A 19,815-nucleotide genomic window follows, 5' to 3' on the forward strand; every position below is an offset into this window, starting at 1 on the left:
ACTGGATTACAGCGCAAACAAAAGTCAAACCCAAAAGCACTAAGCCCATCCCTGACGGGATGGGCTTAGTTTTTTACATCGATATGCACCTCTATATATGGGGACATCGCACGGCACGAATCTCAACGCTTAATAACTGCGGCCCCGCGCCCACAAAGCAATCAGGCGAACTTCGTAAAGTCCGGCCTGCGCTTTTCGAAGAAGGCCGTAAAAGCCTCCTTCGCCTCCGGCGCAGTCAGCATCTTGGCAAAGTGATCGATTTCCGCCCCCATCTGCGTCTCAGTCGCGGCGACGCGGTTCTTTTTCATCAATTGCTTGGTGATGCGAATCGAACTCGCCGGCAGCGCCGCCAGCTTGGCCGCCTGCTTCTGAGCGAAGGGCAGCAGTTCATCCACTGTCATGACACGATTGACGATACCCATGTCGCGCGCCTCCGCCGCATCGAAAGCCTCGCCGAGCAGCAGTTTCTCGGCAGCGCGCTGGTAACCGACCAGATGCGGCAACAGCAAAGACGACGCAGCCTCGGGGCATAGCCCCAACTGGGTGAACGGCATCGAGAATTTGGCATTGTCTGCGGCATAGACCAGGTCGCAGTGCAGCAGCAGCGTCGTCCCGATACCGACGGCAACGCCGGAAACGGCCGCGACCACTGGCTTGCTGGCGTGGCTGATCTCCCACAGAAACTGGAACACCGGCGCCTCCTTGCTATTGGGAGGATTCTTAAGGAAGTCCTCCAGGTCGTTGCCTGCGCTGAAGGCCTGCGGTTTGCCGATGAACAGAATAGCCCGCACGGCGCTGTCGGCTTCGGCGTCCTTCATGGCGTCAGCCAACTGCTGGTACATCGCGGCGGTAATGGCGTTCTTCTTTTCCTCGCGATTGAAGCCGATGGTCAGGATGCCATTTTCTTTGGTGATTTGAATGTCCATATGTCTCCGATAAAAAAAGCCGCACGGCCAGTGACTGTGCGGCTTGATTCCTAAACTTGTCGTTTTGATTCTGACTTACATGCGTTCGAAAATACCTGCCGCGCCCATGCCTGTACCCACGCACATGGTGACCATGCCGTATTTCAGGTTCTTGCGGCGCATCGCGTGGATGGTAGTCGCCGCACGAATCGCGCCGGTCGCGCCGAGCGGATGGCCGAGCGCAATCGCACCGCCCATCGGGTTGACCTTGGACGGATCCAGGCCAAGATCCTGAATCACGGCCAGCGCTTGCGCCGCGAAAGCTTCGTTCAGCTCGATCCAATCCAACTGATCCTGAGTGATGCCGGCCGCGCGCAGGGCGACGGGGATGGCTTCCTTCGGACCGATGCCCATGATTTCCGGTGGAACGCCGCGCACTGCAAACGAGGCGAAGCGCGCCAGCGGCGTCAGGTTGAATTGCTTGAGGATCTTTTCGCTGACCAGGATCAATGCACCGGCACCGTCGGAAGTCTGCGAGCTGTTACCGGCGGTGACACTGCCCTTGGCGGCGAACACAGGCTTCAGCTTGGTCAGCGCTTCGATAGTGCTGTCGGCGCGCGCGCCTTCGTCCTTGTTGACGGTGCGGGTCTTGATGTCGATCTGACCGGTCGCCAGGTTAGGGAAACGCTCAATGATGTCGACCGACGTCGTTTCATCGTTGAACTCGCCGGCCAGCTGCGCAGCAATCGCCTTCTGATGCGAGGCTAAAGCGAAAGCGTCCTGCGCTTCGCGCGAGACCTTCCATTGCTGGGCGACTTTTTCAGCGGTCAGGCCCATGCCGTAGGCCATGCCGATATTTTCATCCTTGAAGGCCCCCATGTTGATCGATGGATGGAAGCCCATCATCGGCACCATGGACATCGACTCGGCGCCGCCGGCGATCATGACATCGGCCTGGCCGACGCGGATACGGTCTGCCGCCATCGCGACCGCAGTGATGCCGGATGCGCAGTAGCGATTGATGGTCACGCCGCCGATGGTGTTCGGCAAGCCGGCCAGCAGCACGGCGTTACGCGCCATGTTGAGGCCTTGTGCGCCTTCCGGGAAAGAACAGCCGATGATGGCGTCTTCGATCAGTTTCGGATCGAGACCCGGGACTTGCGCAATTGCGGATTGAATCACGCGCACCAGCAGGTCGTCCGGGCGCACGTTCTTGAACATGCCGCGCGGCGCTTTGCCGATCGGAGTGCGCGTCGCTGCGACGATGTAGGCGTCTTGAAGTTGTTTGGTCATTTATGGCTCCTGATTTTTTATGTGGATGCGTGCATTCACGTGCATTAATTACGAACCGGCTTGCCGGTTTGCATCATCCCCATGATTCGTTCCTGGGTCTTCGGATGGTTCAGCAGTTCCATGAACGCTTTGCGCTCCAGATCCAGCAACCATTGCTCGTTGACCACGCTGCCCTCTTCGACTTCGCCGCCGCTGACGATCTCAGCGATCATCTGACCCAGCTTGAAGTCATGTGCGGAGATAAAGCCGCCATCGCGCATGTTGACCAATTGCGCCATGATGGTGCCAACGCCGTAGCGGCCGACCACCGAGACTTGCGGCGCCAGTGCGGGACGGTAACCGGAGTCGAACATCGCGCGCGCCTCGACCTTGGCCACATGCAGCAACTCATAAGGATTGAAGACGATCACGTCATCCGCCTTGAGGTAACCCAGCTTGCGCGCTTCCAGCGCCGACTTGGAAACGTTGGCGGTAGCGGCCGCCAGCATGTAGTCCTTGAGGAATTGCAGGATGTCGTTGCCCTTGGCTTCCTTGGCGGCGCGCACGGCCGCTTCTTTCAGACCGCCACCGGCAGGAATCAGGCCGACGCCGACTTCCACCAGACCGATGTAAGACTCGATCGAAGCCACACGCTTAGCGGTATGCAGCAGCAATTCGCAGCCGCCGCCCAGCGCCAGGCCAGCGACCGCAGCGATGACCGGGACGTTGGCGTACTTCAGGCGTTGATGCGCCTGCTGCAGATGATGCACGACCGGCTCGATGGCCTTGACGCCGCCCGACATGAACAGCGGCAACATCGATTGCAAGTCGGCGCCGGCCGAGAATGCGCCACCCTCGGCTGCGTCCGCGTGCCAGATCACCAGGCCCTTGAAGTTTTTCTCGGCTTCGTCGATGGCCTTGTTCATGCCGTCGATGACGCCCTGACCGATGACATGCATCTTGGTCTTGAAGGACAAGATCAGCACGTCATCGTTCTGATGCCAGATGCGGACCGAGTCGTCTTCGAAGAAGGTGGTGCCGGCAGTCTTGCCGTCGGCAGCGCCTTCGCCGACCAGCGGTGCGCGGAACGCCTGGCGTTGATACACCGGCAGTTCGGAACGGGCGACGTTGGCCTTCTTCGATGGCGAGTAAGAACCTTGTGCGCTGTGCACGCCTTCACGTCCGTCGAACACCCAGCCCGGCAGCGGCGCTGTCGACAGCGCCTTGCCGGCGTCGATGTCTTCCTTGATCCAGGTGGCGACTTGCTGCCAGCCGGAAGCCTGCCATGTCTCGAACGGGCCGACGCTCCAGCCGAAGCCCCAGCGCATCGCGAAATCGAGATCGCGTGCGTTGTCGGCGACGGTTTCCAGATGCACGGCGATGTAGTGGAAGGCATCGCGGAAGATCGCCCACAGGAACTGGCCTTGCGGATTGGTGGAATCGTGCAGCGCCTTCATGCGCTTGACCGGATCCTTTTCTTTCAGGATGCGCGCGATGATGTCGTCGGCCTTGCCGCCGCCCGGGACGTAATCGCCCTTGGCCGGATCGATGCGCAGGATGTCCTTGCCGACTTTCTTGTAGAAACCGGCGCCACTCTTCTGGCCCAGCGCGCCTTGTTCGACCAGCTTCGCCAGCAACGGCGGCGTGGCATACGACGAGAAGAACGGATCGTCCTTCAGGTTGTCTTGCATGGTCTTGATGACGTGACCCATGGTATCCAGACCGACCACGTCCGCAGTACGGAAGGTGCCCGACTTGGCGCGGCCCAGCTTGGCGCCGGTCAGATCGTCGACGACGTCGACCGACAGACCGTATTTTTCTGCTTCGATGACAGTGGCCAGGATGCCGAACACGCCGATGCGGTTGGCGACAAAGTTAGGCGTATCGAACGCGCGCACAACGCCTTTACCCAGCGTGGTGGTCAGGAAGGCTTCGAGCTGGTTGAGGATTTCCGGATTGGTGGTGGCGGTCGGGATCAGTTCGACCAGATGCATATAGCGCGGCGGGTTGAAGAAGTGCACGCCGCAGAAGCGCGCTTTCAGTTCAGCATCAAAACCTTCGGACAGCGCGGTGATCGACAGGCCGGAAGTGTTGGAAGCGAAGATGGCGTTCGGCGCGATGTGCGGCGCGACTTTTTTGTACAGATCATGCTTCCAGTCCATGCGTTCGGCGATGGCTTCGATGATCAGGTCGCAGCCCTTGAGCAATTCGATGTCGTCTTCGTAGTTGGCGACCTGGATCAGCGACGCGTCTTCCTTGTTGCCCAAGGGCGCCGGGCTAAGCTTCTTCAGGTTTTCAATGGCGCGCTGGACGATGCCGTTTTTCGGACCTTCCTTGGCCGGCAGGTCGAACAGCACGACCGGCACTTTGGCGTTGATGCAGTGCGCTGCAATCTGGGCGCCCATCACACCCGCGCCGAGGACGGCTACTTTTTTGACGATGAAGTTGGACACGCGTGTCTCCTTTAATGATGCAGAAATGAGGTCTGGCTAATCAGGAAGCAGGTCGCAAAGAACGATGAAAACCCGGCAAAAAAACCGAACGGTCTGCGACACTCTACGCCTTCCCGCAATTTTTTACAGCATGCTGTGCTGTGATGACACTGGCGTGACGGCGAGGTTCGAAAACTTGCCTCGCCGTCACGCTTGCAGCCTGGTTGTGGATACTTAGAACAGATCAGCGTCCAGCGCCATCAGGTTGGCCGAGCCGGAACGCGCTTGGCGAATCAGGGTCGCAGTTTCAGGCAGCAAGCGCGCGAAGTAGAAACGCGCAGTCGCTAGCTTGGACTTGTAGAAGTTGTCGCCGGAGTCCTGCTTTTCCAGTGCGATCTTCGCCATTTGCGCGAAGAAGTAGGCGTAGACCAGATGGCCCACGACGCGCAGGTAGGGCACGGCGGCGGCGCCGACTTCATCCGGATTCTGGAAGGCCTTCATGCCGATTTCCATGGTCAGCTTGCTGACCTTGTCGCCGATGTCGGCCAGCGGTGAAATAAACTCGGACATCGCTTCGTCGGTGCCGTTGTCTTCGATGAAAGCCTGAACTTGCGCGCCGAACTTTTTCAGCTTGGCGCCGTTGTCCATCAGAATCTTGCGACCTAGCAAATCCAGCGACTGGATGGTGTTGGTGCCTTCATAAATCATGTTGATGCGGGCATCGCGCACGTATTGCTCCATGCCCCATTCGGAGATGTAGCCGTGGCCGCCGTAGACCTGCAGACATTCGGAAGTCGCGATCCAGGCGTTGTCGGTGATAAAGGCCTTCACGACCGGCGTCAGCAGCGCGACCTGGTCGGCGGCTTCCTTGCGGACTTCTTCGTCCGGGTGATTCAGTTCCTTGTCCAGTTGCAACGCGACGTAGGAGCAGAATGCGCGGCCGCCTTCGGCGTAGGCCTTGGCAGTCAGCAGCATGCGGCGCACGTCAGGGTGCACGATGATCGGATCGGCTGCCTTGTCCGGTGCTTTGACGCCCGACAGGCTGCGCATCTGGATGCGGTCTTTGGCGTAGACCAGCGCGTTCTGATAGGCGACTTCGGTCAGACCCAGGCCTTGCATGCCGACGCCCAGACGCGCGGCGTTCATGAACACGAACATCGCATTCAGGCCCTTGTGCGGCTCGCCGATCAGCCAGCCGACTGCACCGTCCAGATTCATCTGGCAGGTGGCGTTGCCGTGGATGCCCATCTTTTCTTCAATGGCGCCGCAAGCGATCGGATTACGCGAACCCAGCGAACCGTCCGCATTCGGCATGAACTTCGGCACGATGAACAGCGAAATACCCTTGGAGCCTTGCGGCGCATCCGGCAGACGCGCCAGCACCAGGTGGATGATGTTGTCCGACATATCGTGTTCGCCGGCCGAGATGAAAATCTTGCTGCCGGTGATCTTGTACGAACCGTCCGCTTGCGGTTCGGCCTTCGAGCGCAGCAAACCCAGGTCGGTACCGCAGTGCGCTTCGGTCAGACACATCGTGCCGGTCCATTCGCCCGAAATCAGCTTCGGCAGGTACAGCGCCTTTTGGTCTTCGGAACCATGCGCATGGATGCATTCGTAAGCGCCGTGCGACAGGCCTGGATACATGGTCCATGCCTGGTTCGACGAGTTCAGCATTTCATAGAACGAATTGTTCATCACCAGCGGCAAGCCCTGGCCGCCGAACTCCGGATCGCAGGACAACGCCGCCCAGCCGGCTTCCACATATTGCTTGTAGGCTTCCTTGTAGCCCTTCGGCGGCGTGACGGTCTTGGTTTCCTTGTTGTAGGTGCAGCCTTCACGGTCGCCCGAATGGTTCAACGGAAACAGCACCTGCGAAGTGAACTTGCCGCCCTCTTCCAGCACCTGGTCGATCAGTTCGCGGTTGGTATCGGCGTGCGCCGGCAAGGTCTTGAGGACGTCTTCTACCTTCAGCAATTCATGCAGAACGAATTGCATGTCGCGAAGGGGGGCGTTGTATTGGGGCATGTTTTGTCTCCGGCAGAACTGATGAATCAAGAAATGAGCCGTGAAATGGCTCAGTAATATTTAAAACTGAAAATTCGAAACTAAAATCTCAAACTGACTAAGCGGCTTTTTTGGCAGCCGCGCTCGTGCTCTTCGTGCTTTTGCTGCCGGCCGCCTTGGCGGCCGCCGAAACTTGCGGTGCCTGCGGGTTGCGGTAGCTGTCGATCAGGCGGTCAAACCCGGCCTGCGCGCGTTCCACGCTGCCCGGGATCTTGAGAAAACGCGCATCGTGATGCAGCGCTAGAATCAGGCCGTAGATTTCATAGACCATTTGCTCGACGTTGATGTCGTCGCGCAGGTGGCCCATTTCCATGGATTGGTTGATGCAGCGATGCAGCGCGTCGCGCCATGCCTGCACCATCGCCACCAGATGGTCGCGGATGGCGCCCGGACGGTCGTCGTATTCGACCGCGCCGCTGATGTAGATGCAGCCGAGCGCGATTTCCACGCTGACCAGCTTGACCCAGCGCGCGAACATGCCTTGCAGGCGCTGCAGGCCGCGCGGCTCCTTGATGCTGGGATAGAACACTTCCTGCTCGAAACGATGGTGGTACAGGCGCACCACTTCGATCTGCAGATCTTCGCGCGAGCCGAAATGCGCGAACACACCGGATTTACTCATCTTCATTTTCTCGGCGAGCAAACCGATGGTGAGTCCTTCCAGGCCGTCGCGGCTGGACAGCTCCAGCGCCACGTCAAGAATGGCGGCGCGCGTTAGCTCGCCCTTGCGCATGAACTTCGGCCGTGTCACGGAGGATGATGTCTCAATCATTGTTGTATCTCGAAAAACGCCAACTGCTACGTGCTGCACCGGTTTTTATTGTTGTATTCAGCTTACCTGGGCAGCTCAAAATTTTTTATGCGAACGGTCGTACTATTATTCATTGCATGCCAAATGTCAAACGAAAAATGACGGCGTCGCAAAATTGCCATCACCACGCTGAAAAAGCGCTGACGGCAGTACCGGCGAGAATATGGAAAATACGGAAAAGCGCGCCGGAACCGCACGGCCCGACGCATTGCAAAAGAAAAAACGGGAGAAATCAGGAAGAAGACTGATCCAGCAAACGGCGATCGCGCTTAGTCGGACGGCCCTTAAGGGCAGAGGCCGGTTCGCGGAAGAAATGATGCTGCTCGGAAAGCAATCGGCGCTTTTCAAGGCTGGCGGCGGTTTCGCCGTACAGCGTCTGCGCCACGGCGGCCGAGCCGCGCTTGTCGGAGATGCCGCAGACTACCACTTCCCATTCGGTGGCGCCATTATCGATCAGCAAGGTATCTCCGATCTTCACATTGTGCGCCGGCTTGGTGCGGTCGCCGTTGAACTTGACCTTGCCGCGCTCGACGGCATCGGTGGCCAGCGAACGCGTCTTGAAGAAGCGCGCCGCCCAAAGCCATTTGTCGATGCGTGTAACGTCAGCCATAGTCCGCCATGCCCTGAATCGATACAAAATAAAAAATGCCGGCCTCGCATTCATCAAGGCCGGCACGTCTGCAGCAGGTATTGCACGCGCTACCGGTATTGCCGGCGATGTGCCGCCGGCAAACCGCATCAACGCTCCGCTATCAGCGCTCGACTGCCAGCGCCACGCCCATGCCGCCACCGATACACAGGCTGGCCAAACCGCGCTTGGCGTCACGGCGGACCATTTCGTGCAGCAGCGTGACCAGCACGCGGCAACCAGATGCGCCGATCGGGTGACCGATCGCAATGGCGCCGCCGTTGACGTTGATCTTGCTGGTATCCCAACCCATTTGCTTATTGACCGCGATCGCTTGCGCCGCAAAGGCTTCGTTGATTTCCATCAGATCCAGATCTTGCGGTGTCCAGCCGGCCTTCTTCAAGGTCAGTTGCGACGCCGGCACCGGGCCCATGCCCATGATGCTTGGGTCCAGACCGGCCGACGAGTACGACTTGATCTTGGCCAGCACCGGCAGGCCGAGTTCTGCCGCCAGCTTGGCCGAGGTTACGATCACCGCAGCAGCGCCGTCATTGATGCCGGAAGCGTTGCCGGCAGTGACGGTGCCTTCCTTGTCGAAAGCAGGACGCAGCGTGCCCAGCGCTTCGGCGGTGACGCCCGGCTTGATGAACTCATCGGTGTCGAACAGGACGGTTTCTTTCTTGCTCTTGATTTCGATCGGGACGATTTCGTCCTTGAACTTGCCGGCCTTTTGCGCAGCTTCCGCCTTGTTTTGCGAAGCAGCGGCGAATTCGTCCTGCTCCTTGCGGGAGATGTCGTATTTCTTGGCGACGTTTTCGGCGGTGATGCCCATGTGGTACTGGTTATAAACGTCCCACAAGCCGTCGACGATCATGGTGTCGGTCAGCTTGGCGTCGCCCATGCGGAAACCGTCGCGCGAATTGTTCAGCACGTGTGGCGAAGCGCTCATGTTTTCCTGGCCGCCGGCAATGACGATCTGTGCGTCGCCGCATTTGATCGCCTGCACCGCCAGTTGCACGGCCTTCAGGCCGCTGCCACAGACCTTGCCGACCACGAAGGCCGGCACCATGTCAGGCAGGCCGGAGCGGATCACTGCCTGGCGCGCCGGATTCTGGCCGACGCCGGCTGTCAGCACCTGGCCGAGGATGACTTCGCTGATGCTTTCAGGCTTGATGCCTGTCTTCGCCAGCAATGCTTTGATGACTTGCGCGCCCAGATCCGAGGCGGCAATTTTCGACAAGGAACCGCCGAACTTACCAACTGCTGTTCTCTGTGCTGCAACAATAACGACGTCATCCATGTTTCACTCCTTTGATTAAATATCCGAAGTCTTTCCGGGGGTGGACTGACTTGCTTGTTGAAATCCGGGATGTCCATCTTAGTCCATTTCAACGGCGAATGCGATACGGTGGATTTTCGGTATGAAGACCGCATTTATTCAAAGATCTTTGTCTATAAAAAAACGCCGCCGTCCTTGTGGGACAGCGGCGTTTTCTCTGCATCTTGGGGCAAGACATGTTGGCCTTCCGGGCAGTATGTCTTGCGCCTTTGCTTCTTTGACTACTTGCTGCCGGCCTTCAGCGCAGCAATCGCCTTCGCCACACCCGCGCCATACGCCGGATCAGCCTTGGTGCAGTTGTCGATATGACGCTGCACGACCGGTTCCGATGCGCCGTTGATGGCGCGTGCGGTGTTTTCGAACAGCACCTGTTGCTGCGCTGGCGTCATCAGCTGGAACAAGGCGCGCGGCTGCGAATAGTAGTCGTCGTCGACACGGTGGTTCCAGTGATCGGCGGCGCCTTCGAGAGCCAGCGGCGGTTCGCGGAAGTCAGGCTGCTCTTGCCATTGACCGTAGCTGTTCGGCTCGTAGCCCAAGGTCGCGCCATGGTTGCCGTCGACGCGCATGGCGCCGTCGCGGTGCGAGGTGTGAACCGGGCAGCGCGCGGCATTGACCGGGATCTGGTAGTGGTTCACGCCCAGACGGTAACGGTGCGCATCGCCGTACGAGAACAAGCGGCCTTGCAGCATCTTGTCCGGCGAGAAACCCACGCCAGGAACGACGTTAGCTGGCGAGAAAGCGGCCTGCTCGACTTCGGCGAAGTAGTTTTCCGGATTGCGGTTCAGCTCCAGCACGCCGACTTCGATTTCCGGATAGTCCTTGTGCGGCCAGACTTTGGTCAGGTCGAACGGATTGATGTGATAGCTGCCGGCTTCCTTCTCGGGCATGATCTGCACGAACAGTTTCCAGCGCGGGAAGTCCTTGTTCTCGATCGAGTCGAACAGATCGCGCTGCGAGCTTTCGCGGTCATGGCCGACCAGTTCAGTGGCTTCGGCGTCAGTCAGGTTCTGAATGCCTTGCTGAGTCTTGAAGGCAAACTTGACCCAGAAGCGCTCATTGGCGGCGTTGATAAAGCTGAAAGTGTGGCTGCCGAAACCGTGCATGTGACGATACGAACGCGGCAAACCGCGGTCGCTCATGACGATGGTGACCTGATGCAGGGCTTCCGGCAACAGCGTCCAGTAGTCCCAGTTGTTGTTGGCGCTGCGCAGGTTGGTCTTGGGATCGCGTTTGACGGCGCGGTTCAGGTCGGGGAATTTATGCGGGTCACGCATGAAAAACACCGGCGTGTTGTTGCCGACCAGATCCCAGTTGCCTTGTTCGGTATAGAACTTGATCGCAAAGCCGCGGATGTCGCGCTCTGCATCGGCAGCACCACGTTCGCCGGCAACCGTCGAGAAGCGCAGGAACAGATCGGTTTTCTTGCCGACTTCAGAGAAAATCTTGGCTTTCGTGTACTTCGTGATGTCGTGCGTCACGGTGAAGGTGCCGTATGCTGCCGAACCCTTGGCGTGCATGCGGCGCTCGGGAATGACTTCGCGGTCGAAGTGGGCGAGCTTTTCGAGGAACCAGACGTCTTGCAGTAAAGCGGGGCCGCGTGGGCCTGCAGTTTGGATGTTGTTGTTGTCGGCGACCGGCGCGCCTGCGGAAGTAGTTAACTTGTTGCTCATGTCACATCCCTTAAAAAATCCAGGTTAGAAGACCCGCATCTGTATCCAGCGTGATGCGGTGCTGCATGAACTTTAACGAAATCAATTGAATTTAAGAAATTGATTGTCTTTATTGATGAGATAGGAATTTCATTACGAGGGCAAATTTGCCGGACAGCAGGCAAATTTGAAACTGCATTATGGCGCAATCTTGTTTAAAGACAATTACAAAACGAAGATCAGGCGTCCTGTCCCATCGTGATGATGTGGATGACGCCGCGATAGAACAGGAAGGCCGCGCCGTACCAAAGCTTCTTGTACCACGCCGAATGCTCGAAATCCGCCAACTGCACCAGCCGCCCTTCGCTCAGGCCGACTTCGATCTCGTTGCGCAGGGTGTGGGCGAAGTCGATGTCACTGACGACCACGTTGGCCTCCTGGTTGACGAACAGACTGAGGCCGTCGTAATTGCTGGAACCGACCGTCGCCCATTCGTCGTCGATGACGGCGACTTTGGCGTGCAATTGGGTTTTGGTGTATTCGATGATGCGCACGCCGGCGCGCAGCAGTTTCGGATAAAAGGAATGCGCCACCGCATCCTGCAGATAAAACTGTCCCACGCCCAGCAGCAAGGTTACCTTCACGCCACGCTTGGCAGCCTCTTCCAGCGCCCGGCGCAGCTTGCGGCCCGGTGCGAAATAGGGATTGGCAAGAAAAGCCGTTTCGCGCGCCCGCCCCAGCGCCTGCAGATAGGCGCGCTGAATGGTGCGGCGATTGCGCAGGTTATCGCGCACCACCAGACCGGCCAGCGCCTGCCCCGGCTCCGTGCCGTGCCGGGTATAGCGCGCCATTTTGAATTTGTCCCAGCGTGCGCGCAGTTTCATCTTACCGGTGCGTATCCACTGGTTTTGCATTTCTTCGTGGATTGCTTCGACCAGCGGGCCGTTGAGCTGCACTGCGAAATCCCAGCGCGGCGCAGGCAAGACCGAGTGACTGGCATCATCGATGAAATCGTCGATGATGTTCAGTCCGCCGACAAACGCCCATTTGCGATCCACCACGCACAGCTTGCGATGGCTGCGCGCCACGCCGCGCCGAAACCAGGGATTGAACGAGCGATGCTGCACGCCGGCGTCAACCAGCGTGGCCTTGACCTGCTTGCTGGCAACCCGGCCTGTACCGACCCAGTCGGTGATGACGCTGACGATCACGCCGCGTTTAGCCGCGCGCGTCAAGGCGTCACGCACCAGAATCCCGGTATCGTCGATGGCGAAAATATAGGTTTCGAGATAAATCTCGACGTGGGCGTCGTCGATGGCGGCAATCAGCGCCGGAAAGAACTCAGCGCCACTGCGCAGCAGCGTGATGTTGTTGTCGCCGCTATAGCTGATTACGCGCATGGCGGAGCCGGAAAGCGGGTGAAGATCGACGTCAGAGTGGGCAAATTCGGCAAGGGAGAAACCAGCGTAAGTGGCGTTGGCGTCATTTTAAGCGCAAGGTGCTCACGATGGGCGCATGATCCGACAGCGTGGCCCATAATCCGCCGCGCATGACCTGCGCCGACTCCACTTCAAACCCGCGCAGATAGATGCGGTCCAGCCGCAGCCAGGGCATCGATGCCGGGAAAGTACGCGCCGGCTGTACCACCTGCCGCATGCCGCCCAGCTTGCGCAGATAACCCATCAGGCCATGCGGCATGGATTGCTGCTCGAAGACTTCGGTGACCCCCAGACGAATCCGCAGGAAATCGCTCAGCTTGTTGCCCCAGTCGTTGAAGTCGCCGGCAATGATCAGCGGCGCATCGGGCGGCGATGAAGCGCGCACTGCCTCGATCAGCGCGGCGGTCTGGCGATGCCGGCTGCGTGCAAACAAACCCAGATGAATGACGTAGCAATGCACTTCGGCGCCGTCGATGTCGACCACGCAATGCAGGATGCCGCGCGACTCGTAAGCGTGGTCGGAAACATCCTGATTGCGCGATGAAGCAATCGCAAACCGCGAGAGGAAGGCATTGCCGTGATGGCCGTGGTCGTACACCGCATTCATGCCGTAGGCGACATGGTGCGACTCGCCGGCGAGGTATTCATGCTGGGCCTGCTGCGGCCAATGCGCGGCATGGCGGATGGCGATCCGATCGTGCCGCCCCTGCACTTCCTGCAGGAACAGCAGATCGGCGTCGAGCTGGGTCAGCGCCTGTTTCAACGCATGAATGCGCGGGCGCCCGCTAAAGGAGGTGACGCCCTTGTGGATGTTGTAAGTGGCTATGCGTAACTTCATAGATCGGCAAAACCCCTTGTTAGTGTTACCAGATGGGCTATCTCAGCCACAACTGGTTATTGGGAACGATCTGATCCTGCGGAGACATATTGCGGCAATTGCAGAATCGCCTCTGCATTCGACGGTGAAAAACATTGATCGGCCGCCTCGCGATACGGCAACCACTGGTAACGCGTATGCTCGCGCGGCGCCAGCGTCACCGGAATGCCCTGCGGCACCAGCAAGCCGAACACGTGCTCGGTATTGCGCGTCACGCCTGGCGCATAACGATGCCGCCAGACCGGATAGATCTCGTACACATTGGACAAATGCCAGTCGCTCAGATGATCGCACGGAACGCGATTGGCGGCTGTCGGCGAAACACTGATTTCGTCACTGACAAAGATCCCTGTCTCTTCGCCCACTTCGCGCCGGGCAGTTTCTGTCAAAGGCTCGTCCAGCGTGTCCTTGGAGCCCGTCACCGACTGCCAGTAACCGGTCTTGTCGGTACGTTCGATCAACAGGACGTCGAGTTGTTCCGTGTAGATAACGACCAGGACGGACTCGGGAATTTTAAATGGGCGGTTCATTTTTCTTAAGCATGTGACAACGTTGCCAGCGCTCATTGTATCGCCAGCGGCGACTCTGCGGTGCGCTCAGTCTGCTTCCATGGACGCCGCACTCTCTTCCACCAGCCAGTTACGGAAGCTGCGCGCCGCCGCATGCTCGATGCGGTCGCGCGGCCACACCGCGTAATAACCGCCGCCGAGGCTGGCGCTTGCTTCACAGGCGCGCACCAGCAGGCCTTCGCGCATGCAGGCGTCGATCATGTGCCGCCACGCCAGCACGATGCCGTGGCCTTCCATCGCCAGTTGCAACAGTATCGGATATTGATTGGAAAGGATCTGGTGCTCGATGCGCACGTCGGCGAGATTATTCTGCGCCATCCAGTTCTGCCACGACAGCCATTGGCGCTGACCGTCTTCCTGCATGAGCAAAGTCTCTTGCAGCAAATCTTTCGGCGTGAGCGTGCGCCCGGCGAGGTAGGCCGGAGAGCAGACGGGAAACACTTCTTCATCGTACAGCCGCCGCGCCGCCAATCCGGATGGCGGACCGTCGCGCAGGAAGTAGATGCCCATGTCGAAATCGGTTTCCGACAAGGCTGCCAGACTGTCATTGACGATCAGGCGCAGATGGCACTCCGGCTGCAGCGCACGGAAGCGCGCCAGACGCGGCGTCAGCCAGAGGACGGCGACGCCGGAAGAACAGGCGACGGTGAGTTCGCTATGCCCCTTGCGCTTCATGATGTCTTCGGTCACTTCTGCGCAACCGACCAGCAGGCGCTGCACCTCTTCGGCGTAGCGCTGGCCGCTGACCGTCAGCCGCAAGGCGCGCGGTTCGCGGATGAAGAGTTTCTTGCCGAGGAAACGTTCGAGCTGCGCGATCTGGCGGCTGATGGCGCTTTGCGTCAGATGCAACTCTGCCGCCGCGCGTGTGAAGCTGCTGTGCCGCATGGCAGCTTCAAACGCGATCAGCGACGGTAAGGGAGGAAGCGGAGAAATACGCATGATGGGGGTCCGTGGTCAAACAAAGGGACAAACTACTCAGAACCCCATCATAGAGCGAAAAGCATGCCTGAAAAACTTGCACGCTCAACACCAATGCATTTTTGCTACCCGATTGTTACGTCAATCAGATGCTGCTGCGATGCAGATAGCCGCCCTGCATGACCAGCGACAAATGCTCGCCCTGCCCCGCCAGCAAACCGATGTCGTCGAGCGGATTGCCATTGACCACAATCAGGTCGGCACGCGCACCGGCGCGTACCGTGCCCAGTTCGCCGTCGCGTTGCAGGATGGCGGCGGCAATCGAGGTTGCCGAACGGATCGCCTCCAGGTTGCCGAGAATCTCGGCGCGAATGACGAACTCCTGCGACTGGTCTTGATGCATCTCGCCTAGCAGATCGGAGCCGAAGCCCATCTGCACGCCGTGCTCGGCATAAATCTTCAGCGAATCGCGTCCGGCCTGGCGCACCGATTCGATCTTGGCCACCGAATCTGCGGGCAAGCCGAGGCGTGCGCCGTCGCGCGCCAGCGAGTCGTACGTCACCAGCGTCGGCACCACGAAGGCGCCATGCTCGCGCATCACGCGCGCAGCATCGGCATCCACCAGATTGCCGTGCTCGATGGTGCGCACGCCGCAACGCACGGCGCGTGAAATGGCGCGGCCGGTGTAGGCATGCGCCATGACGTAGGTCTGTGCCGCTTCCGCTTCAGCGACGATGGCGCGGATTTCGTCTTCGCTGTATTGCGTGTTGCCGATAGGATCGGTCGGCGACGCGACGCCGCCGGACGCCATGATCTTGATCTGCGTTGCACCCTTCTGGATTTCTTCGCGCGCCGCCAGACGCACGGCATCGACGCCGTCCGCCACGCGGGCAATCGCGCCGGCACGGAAGGCGCAGGAGCACGGCTCCAGCACATCGGAACGCGGACGGAAATCGCCGTGGCCGCCGGTCTGCGACAAGGCCTTGCCCGATGGAAAAATACGCGGGCCCGGCACTAGGCCGATGGCGATGGCCTGCGCCAGTCCCCAGTCGGCGCCGCCGGCATCACGTACCGTCGTGAAGCCACGGTTCAGCATGGCTTCCACAATCGGCAAAGCGCGAATCGAGGTCAATGAGCCAGGTTGCAGCGCATTCGCACCCAGGTTTGCCAGCGAAGCCAGCACGTGCACGTGACAATCGATAAGGCCGGGCATGACGGTCTTGCCGGTGACATCGATACGGCGGGCATCGGGGGCATCGATGGGTGTCGGCGAGACGTCGATGATGCGATCGTTTTCAATCAGAACGTCGTGGCGCAGCAGCAGGCTGCCGTGGGCCGGATCGAGGACGTTGCCGCCCTGCAGGAGAATCTTGGTCATGGAAATCAAATCTAAAAATTAAGCTTGTTGCAGATACGATGGTTCACGCACGAAGCGGGTGCCGACCAGACTGATGGCGGCGGCGATCATGACGTAGAACGCCGGCGCCATGGTGCTGCCCGTCGCTGCGATCAGCCAGGTAATGAAGAAGGAAGCAAAGCCGCCGAAAATAGTCACGGCCAGGTTGTAGGCAACCGACAAACCGGTCGACAATACCTTCGCCGGAAACAGTTCGGAGAATGCCGCCAGAATCGGACCGGTGTAGGTGGCGATCAGGATGCCGAACACCAGCTGGAAAATCAGCAGCGAGAACAGACCTGGCGTCGCATTGATGTACGCGAACATCGGATACGCCAGCACCAGAATCAGCAGCGCTGCGCCAGACAACAAGCCGCGGCGGCCGAAGCGATCGGCGATGAGGCCGACGATGGGCGCAAACACCATGATGCACAGACCACCCACCATGCCGGCGATGAAGCCGGTCGACTGCGGCAGCTTCAACACCTTGATCGAATAGGTCGGCATGTAAAACAGCAGCACGTAAGTACAGACGGTCCACAGGATCACCATGGAAAAGCTCGCCGTGGTTTCACGCGGGAAGTTGCGAATGATTTCTTTCAGCGGCGAATCGGTCTTGTCCTTGGCTTCAAGGAAAGTCGGTGTCTCATCGAGGTGATGGCGGATGTAATAACCAACCGGGCCGATGATGATGCCCAGCAGGAAAGGCAGACGCCAGCCCCAGCTTGCCAGCGCCTCAGGGCTCAGGCTGCTGGTGACGAAAGTGCCGACCGCGGCGCCCAGCAACACGGCCACGCCGATACTGGCCTGGATCCAGCTGGAATAGTAAGCGCGTTGCTTGACCGGTGCGTACTCGGTGAGAAAGGCGGTGGCGCTGCCCATTTCTCCGCCGGCGGAGAAACCTTGCAGCAAGCGCGCGACCACAATGATAAGAGGAGCGAACAGGCCGATCTGTTCATAGGTCGGCGCCAGTCCGATCAGCGTCGTACCGGCCGCCATCAGCAGAATCGTCAGCGACAAGGCAGCCTTGCGACCGACGCGGTCGGCATAAATGCCGAGCAGGATGCCGCCGACCGGACGCATGAAGAAACCCACGCCGAAAGTCGCCACCGCCAGCAGCAGCGAGGTCAGCTCATTGCCGGTCGGGAAAAACAATTTGGCGATGATGACTGCAAAGAAACTGTAGACCGTGAAATCGAACCACTCAAGGCCGTTGCCGATAACGGTGGCGATGATGGCGCGTCGGCGCTGGTTGGTGCTGACCGCTGGCAGTGCAGCGGCATAAGCAGTGTTGGCTTGCATGATTCCCCCCTTAAAGAAACACATGAATACATAAACATGCGTCCGATGATAGGGCGAGCAAGAAGCAAGCCGGAAATGATATCTGCGCATGTCGCCATGCTTGCAGCGCATGCATGCGTAAAAGATTTATACCGAATTGCCGCATCAGCATGCCGGATGCGCAGACGCCGGGCCATCTATAGCGAAGCGCAAACACGCAAGGACGGCAAAAACCGCGCCTATGAAAAAAGGCGCAATGCATTGCTGCACGCGCCTTTTTTCTTTGTCCGCGCCAATCAGGGCCAAGGCGCGGACGGTATTGCCAGACTTAAGCCTTGATAGCAGGCTCCGCATTGCGCAAACGAATATGCAATTCGCGCAGCTGCTTCTCGTCGACCGCCGATGGTGCTTGCGTCAGCAAATCCTGTGCGCGCTGGGTCTTCGGGAAAGCGATCACGTCGCGGATCGATTCTGCGCCGGCCATCATGGTGACCAGACGATCCAGGCCGAAGGCGATGCCGCCGTGCGGAGGCGCGCCGTATTGCAGCGCGTCCAGCAGGAAGCCGAACTTCAGGCGTGCTTCTTCGTCGTCGATCTTCAGTGCGCGGAACACCTTGCTTTGTACCTCAGCGCGGTGGATACGGACCGAACCGCCGCCCATTTCCCAACCGTTCAGCACCAGGTCATAGGCCTTGGCGATGGCAGCGCCCGGATTGGTCGAGATGAAATCTTCGTGGCCGTCCTTCGGCGAGGTGAACGGGTGATGCAGCGCGACCCAGCGTTGGTTGTCTTCGTCGTATTCAAACATCGGGAAGTCAACCACCCACAGCGGACGCCAGACGTCGTCGAACAGGCCGTTCTTCTTGCCGAAATCGCTGTGACCGATCTTCACGCGCAGCGCGCCGATCGCATCGTTGACGACCTTGGTCTTGTCGGCGCCGAAGAAAATCAGGTCGCCGTCTTGCGCGCCGGTTTTCTCGACGATGGCGGCCAGTGCGGCGTCATGCAGGTTCTTGACGATTGGCGATTGCAGGCCGTCGCGACCCTTGGCCTTTTCATTGACCTTGATGTAAGCCAGACCCTTGGCGCCGTAGATGGCGACAAACTGGGTGTAGGCGTCGATTTCCGAACGCGGCATTTCTGCGCCGCCAGGCACGCGCAGACCGACCACGCGGCCGCCTTCGCTGTTGGCTGCACCGGCGAAGACCTTGAATTCGACATCCTTCATGACGTCGGTCAGTTCGGTGAACTCCAGCTTGACGCGCATGTCAGGTTTGTCCGAACCGTACATGCCCATTGCAGTGGCGAAGTCCATGACCGGGAACGGGTCCGGCAGATCGATGTCGAGCACGTTCTTGAACACCAGACGGATCATGCCTTCGAACAGATCGCGGATTTCCTGTTCGTTCATGAACGAGGTTTCGCAGTCGATCTGGGTGAATTCAGGCTGACGGTCGGCGCGCAGATCTTCGTCTCGGAAGCACTTGGTGATCTGATAGTAACGGTCGAAGTTGGCAACCATCAGCAGCTGCTTGAACAGTTGCGGCGATTGCGGCAGCGCGAAGAATTCGCCGGCGTTCACGCGCGACGGCACCAGGTAATCGCGCGCGCCTTCCGGTGTCGACTTGGTCAGCATCGGTGTTTCGATATCGATGAAGCCTTGCGCGTCGAGGAACTTGCGCACTTCCATCGCGACCTTGTAACGCAGGCGCAGGTTGTTTTGCATTTGCGGACGGCGCAGGTCCAGCACGCGGTGTGTCAGGCGTGTGGTTTCCGACAGGTTGTCGTCGTCCAGCTGGAACGGTGGCGTCACCGATGGGTTCAGCACTTGCAGCTCGTGCGCCAGCACTTCGATCTTGCCCGACTTCAGGTTGGCGTTGCCGGTGCCTTCAGGACGGTTGCGCACAACGCCGGTGATGCGCAGGCAGAATTCGTTGCGCACGGCTTCGGCGTTCTTGAACACGTCGGCGCGGTCAGGATCGCAAACGACTTGCACCAGGCCTTCGCGGTCGCGCAGGTCGATGAAGATCACGCCGCCGTGGTCACGACGACGATGCACCCAGCCGCACAGGCTGACGGTTTGGCCGAGCAGTGCCTCAGTGGTGAGGCCGCAGTATTGAGTTCGCATGGACATATTCAGGTTCCGTTTATTCCGTTTTCAGTTTCGTTTGATTCAGTGCTTGTGTTCTTGTGTGTTCTTTGTTGCTGGCAGGGCGAAGGCGGGGCAGAACAGCG

At 59.3% G+C, this 19,815-nt stretch carries 17 protein-coding genes; 2 read left to right on the top strand and 15 right to left on the bottom strand.

All coding sequences use genetic code 11. The features are described from left to right. Positions 1–161 precede the first annotated feature (161 nt). The 5 genes from AC1RN6_RS23650 to AC1RN6_RS23670 all read right to left on the bottom strand — a co-directional run bounded on the left by AC1RN6_RS23650 (position 162) and on the right by AC1RN6_RS23670 (position 7,445). Positions 162–926: an enoyl-CoA hydratase gene (locus AC1RN6_RS23650; RefSeq protein ID WP_493007920.1), complete on the bottom strand. Its 765-nt coding sequence runs from the start codon at positions 924–926 to the stop codon at positions 162–164. A gap of 75 nt (positions 927–1,001) precedes the next feature. Continuing rightward, positions 1,002–2,198, bottom strand: a complete 1,197-nt coding sequence (locus AC1RN6_RS23655) for an acetyl-CoA C-acyltransferase (RefSeq protein WP_050479961.1) — start codon at positions 2,196–2,198, stop codon at positions 1,002–1,004. Between the two features lie 44 nt (positions 2,199–2,242). After that, complete coding sequence (locus AC1RN6_RS23660; RefSeq protein ID WP_493007921.1) at positions 2,243–4,630, bottom strand: 3-hydroxyacyl-CoA dehydrogenase/enoyl-CoA hydratase family protein; 2,388 nt, start codon at positions 4,628–4,630, stop codon at positions 2,243–2,245. 213 nt (positions 4,631–4,843) lie between these two features. Further along, positions 4,844–6,634: an acyl-CoA dehydrogenase C-terminal domain-containing protein gene (locus tag AC1RN6_RS23665; RefSeq protein ID WP_493007922.1), complete on the bottom strand. Its 1,791-nt coding sequence runs from the start codon at positions 6,632–6,634 to the stop codon at positions 4,844–4,846. A 97-nt stretch (positions 6,635–6,731) separates the two neighbouring features. Continuing rightward, positions 6,732–7,445 (bottom strand): TetR/AcrR family transcriptional regulator, encoded by a 714-nt coding sequence (locus tag AC1RN6_RS23670; RefSeq protein WP_493007924.1) that lies wholly within the window; start codon positions 7,443–7,445, stop codon positions 6,732–6,734. Here AC1RN6_RS23670 and AC1RN6_RS23675 point away from each other — a divergent pair. Further along, on the top strand, positions 7,433–7,732 hold the full coding sequence (locus AC1RN6_RS23675; protein WP_493007925.1) for a hypothetical protein: 300 nt from the start codon (positions 7,433–7,435) through the stop codon (positions 7,730–7,732). The genes AC1RN6_RS23670 and AC1RN6_RS23675 overlap by 13 nt on opposite strands. On the opposite strand, the gene AC1RN6_RS23680 is transcribed toward AC1RN6_RS23675, so the two are convergent. From AC1RN6_RS23680 to AC1RN6_RS23720, 9 genes are all read right to left on the bottom strand, one after another. Next, on the bottom strand, positions 7,717–8,094 hold the full coding sequence (locus tag AC1RN6_RS23680; protein ID WP_493007926.1) for an RNA-binding S4 domain-containing protein: 378 nt from the start codon (positions 8,092–8,094) through the stop codon (positions 7,717–7,719). The two genes, AC1RN6_RS23675 and AC1RN6_RS23680, sit on opposite strands and share 16 nt — an antisense overlap. A 142-nt stretch (positions 8,095–8,236) precedes the next feature. After that, on the bottom strand, positions 8,237–9,412 hold the full coding sequence (locus AC1RN6_RS23685; RefSeq protein WP_493007928.1) for an acetyl-CoA C-acetyltransferase: 1,176 nt from the start codon (positions 9,410–9,412) through the stop codon (positions 8,237–8,239). Positions 9,413–9,672: 260 nt separating this feature from the next. Further along, positions 9,673–11,121, bottom strand: coding sequence for a catalase (locus AC1RN6_RS23690; protein WP_493007929.1), 1,449 nt, complete (start codon positions 11,119–11,121; stop codon positions 9,673–9,675). Positions 11,122–11,339: 218 nt separating this feature from the next. After that, a complete protein-coding gene (gene clsB / locus AC1RN6_RS23695; RefSeq protein WP_493007930.1) occupies positions 11,340–12,500 on the bottom strand; it encodes a cardiolipin synthase ClsB in 1,161 nt (386 codons plus the stop codon). 82 nt (positions 12,501–12,582) lie between these two features. Next, positions 12,583–13,377: an endonuclease/exonuclease/phosphatase family protein gene (locus AC1RN6_RS23700; protein ID WP_493007931.1), complete on the bottom strand. Its 795-nt coding sequence runs from the start codon at positions 13,375–13,377 to the stop codon at positions 12,583–12,585. Between the two features lie 56 nt (positions 13,378–13,433). Beyond that, positions 13,434–13,946 (bottom strand): dihydroneopterin triphosphate diphosphatase, encoded by a 513-nt coding sequence (gene nudB / locus AC1RN6_RS23705; RefSeq protein WP_493007932.1) that lies wholly within the window; start codon positions 13,944–13,946, stop codon positions 13,434–13,436. A 66-nt stretch (positions 13,947–14,012) separates the two neighbouring features. Then, complete coding sequence (locus AC1RN6_RS23710; RefSeq protein WP_493007933.1) at positions 14,013–14,924, bottom strand: LysR substrate-binding domain-containing protein; 912 nt, start codon at positions 14,922–14,924, stop codon at positions 14,013–14,015. A 124-nt stretch (positions 14,925–15,048) separates the two neighbouring features. After that, positions 15,049–16,281 carry a metal-dependent hydrolase family protein gene (locus tag AC1RN6_RS23715; RefSeq protein ID WP_493007934.1) on the bottom strand — a complete coding sequence of 411 codons (1,233 nt, stop codon included), beginning with the start codon at positions 16,279–16,281 and terminating at the stop codon, positions 15,049–15,051. An 18-nt stretch (positions 16,282–16,299) separates the two neighbouring features. Continuing rightward, positions 16,300–17,601 carry an MFS transporter gene (locus AC1RN6_RS23720; RefSeq protein WP_493007935.1) on the bottom strand — a complete coding sequence of 434 codons (1,302 nt, stop codon included), beginning with the start codon at positions 17,599–17,601 and terminating at the stop codon, positions 16,300–16,302. On the opposite strand from AC1RN6_RS23720, the gene AC1RN6_RS23725 reads away from it, so the two are divergent. After that, complete coding sequence (locus tag AC1RN6_RS23725; protein WP_493007936.1) at positions 17,596–17,919, top strand: hypothetical protein; 324 nt, start codon at positions 17,596–17,598, stop codon at positions 17,917–17,919. The two genes, AC1RN6_RS23720 and AC1RN6_RS23725, sit on opposite strands and share 6 nt — an antisense overlap. Here the strand turns inward: AC1RN6_RS23725 and aspS are convergent. Then, complete coding sequence (gene aspS, locus AC1RN6_RS23730; protein ID WP_493007937.1) at positions 17,909–19,714, bottom strand: aspartate--tRNA ligase; 1,806 nt, start codon at positions 19,712–19,714, stop codon at positions 17,909–17,911. The genes AC1RN6_RS23725 and aspS overlap by 11 nt on opposite strands. Between the last annotated feature and the right edge of the window lie 101 nt (positions 19,715–19,815).

Source organism: Herbaspirillum sp. GW822-FHT03A08 (genome assembly GCF_058801885.1).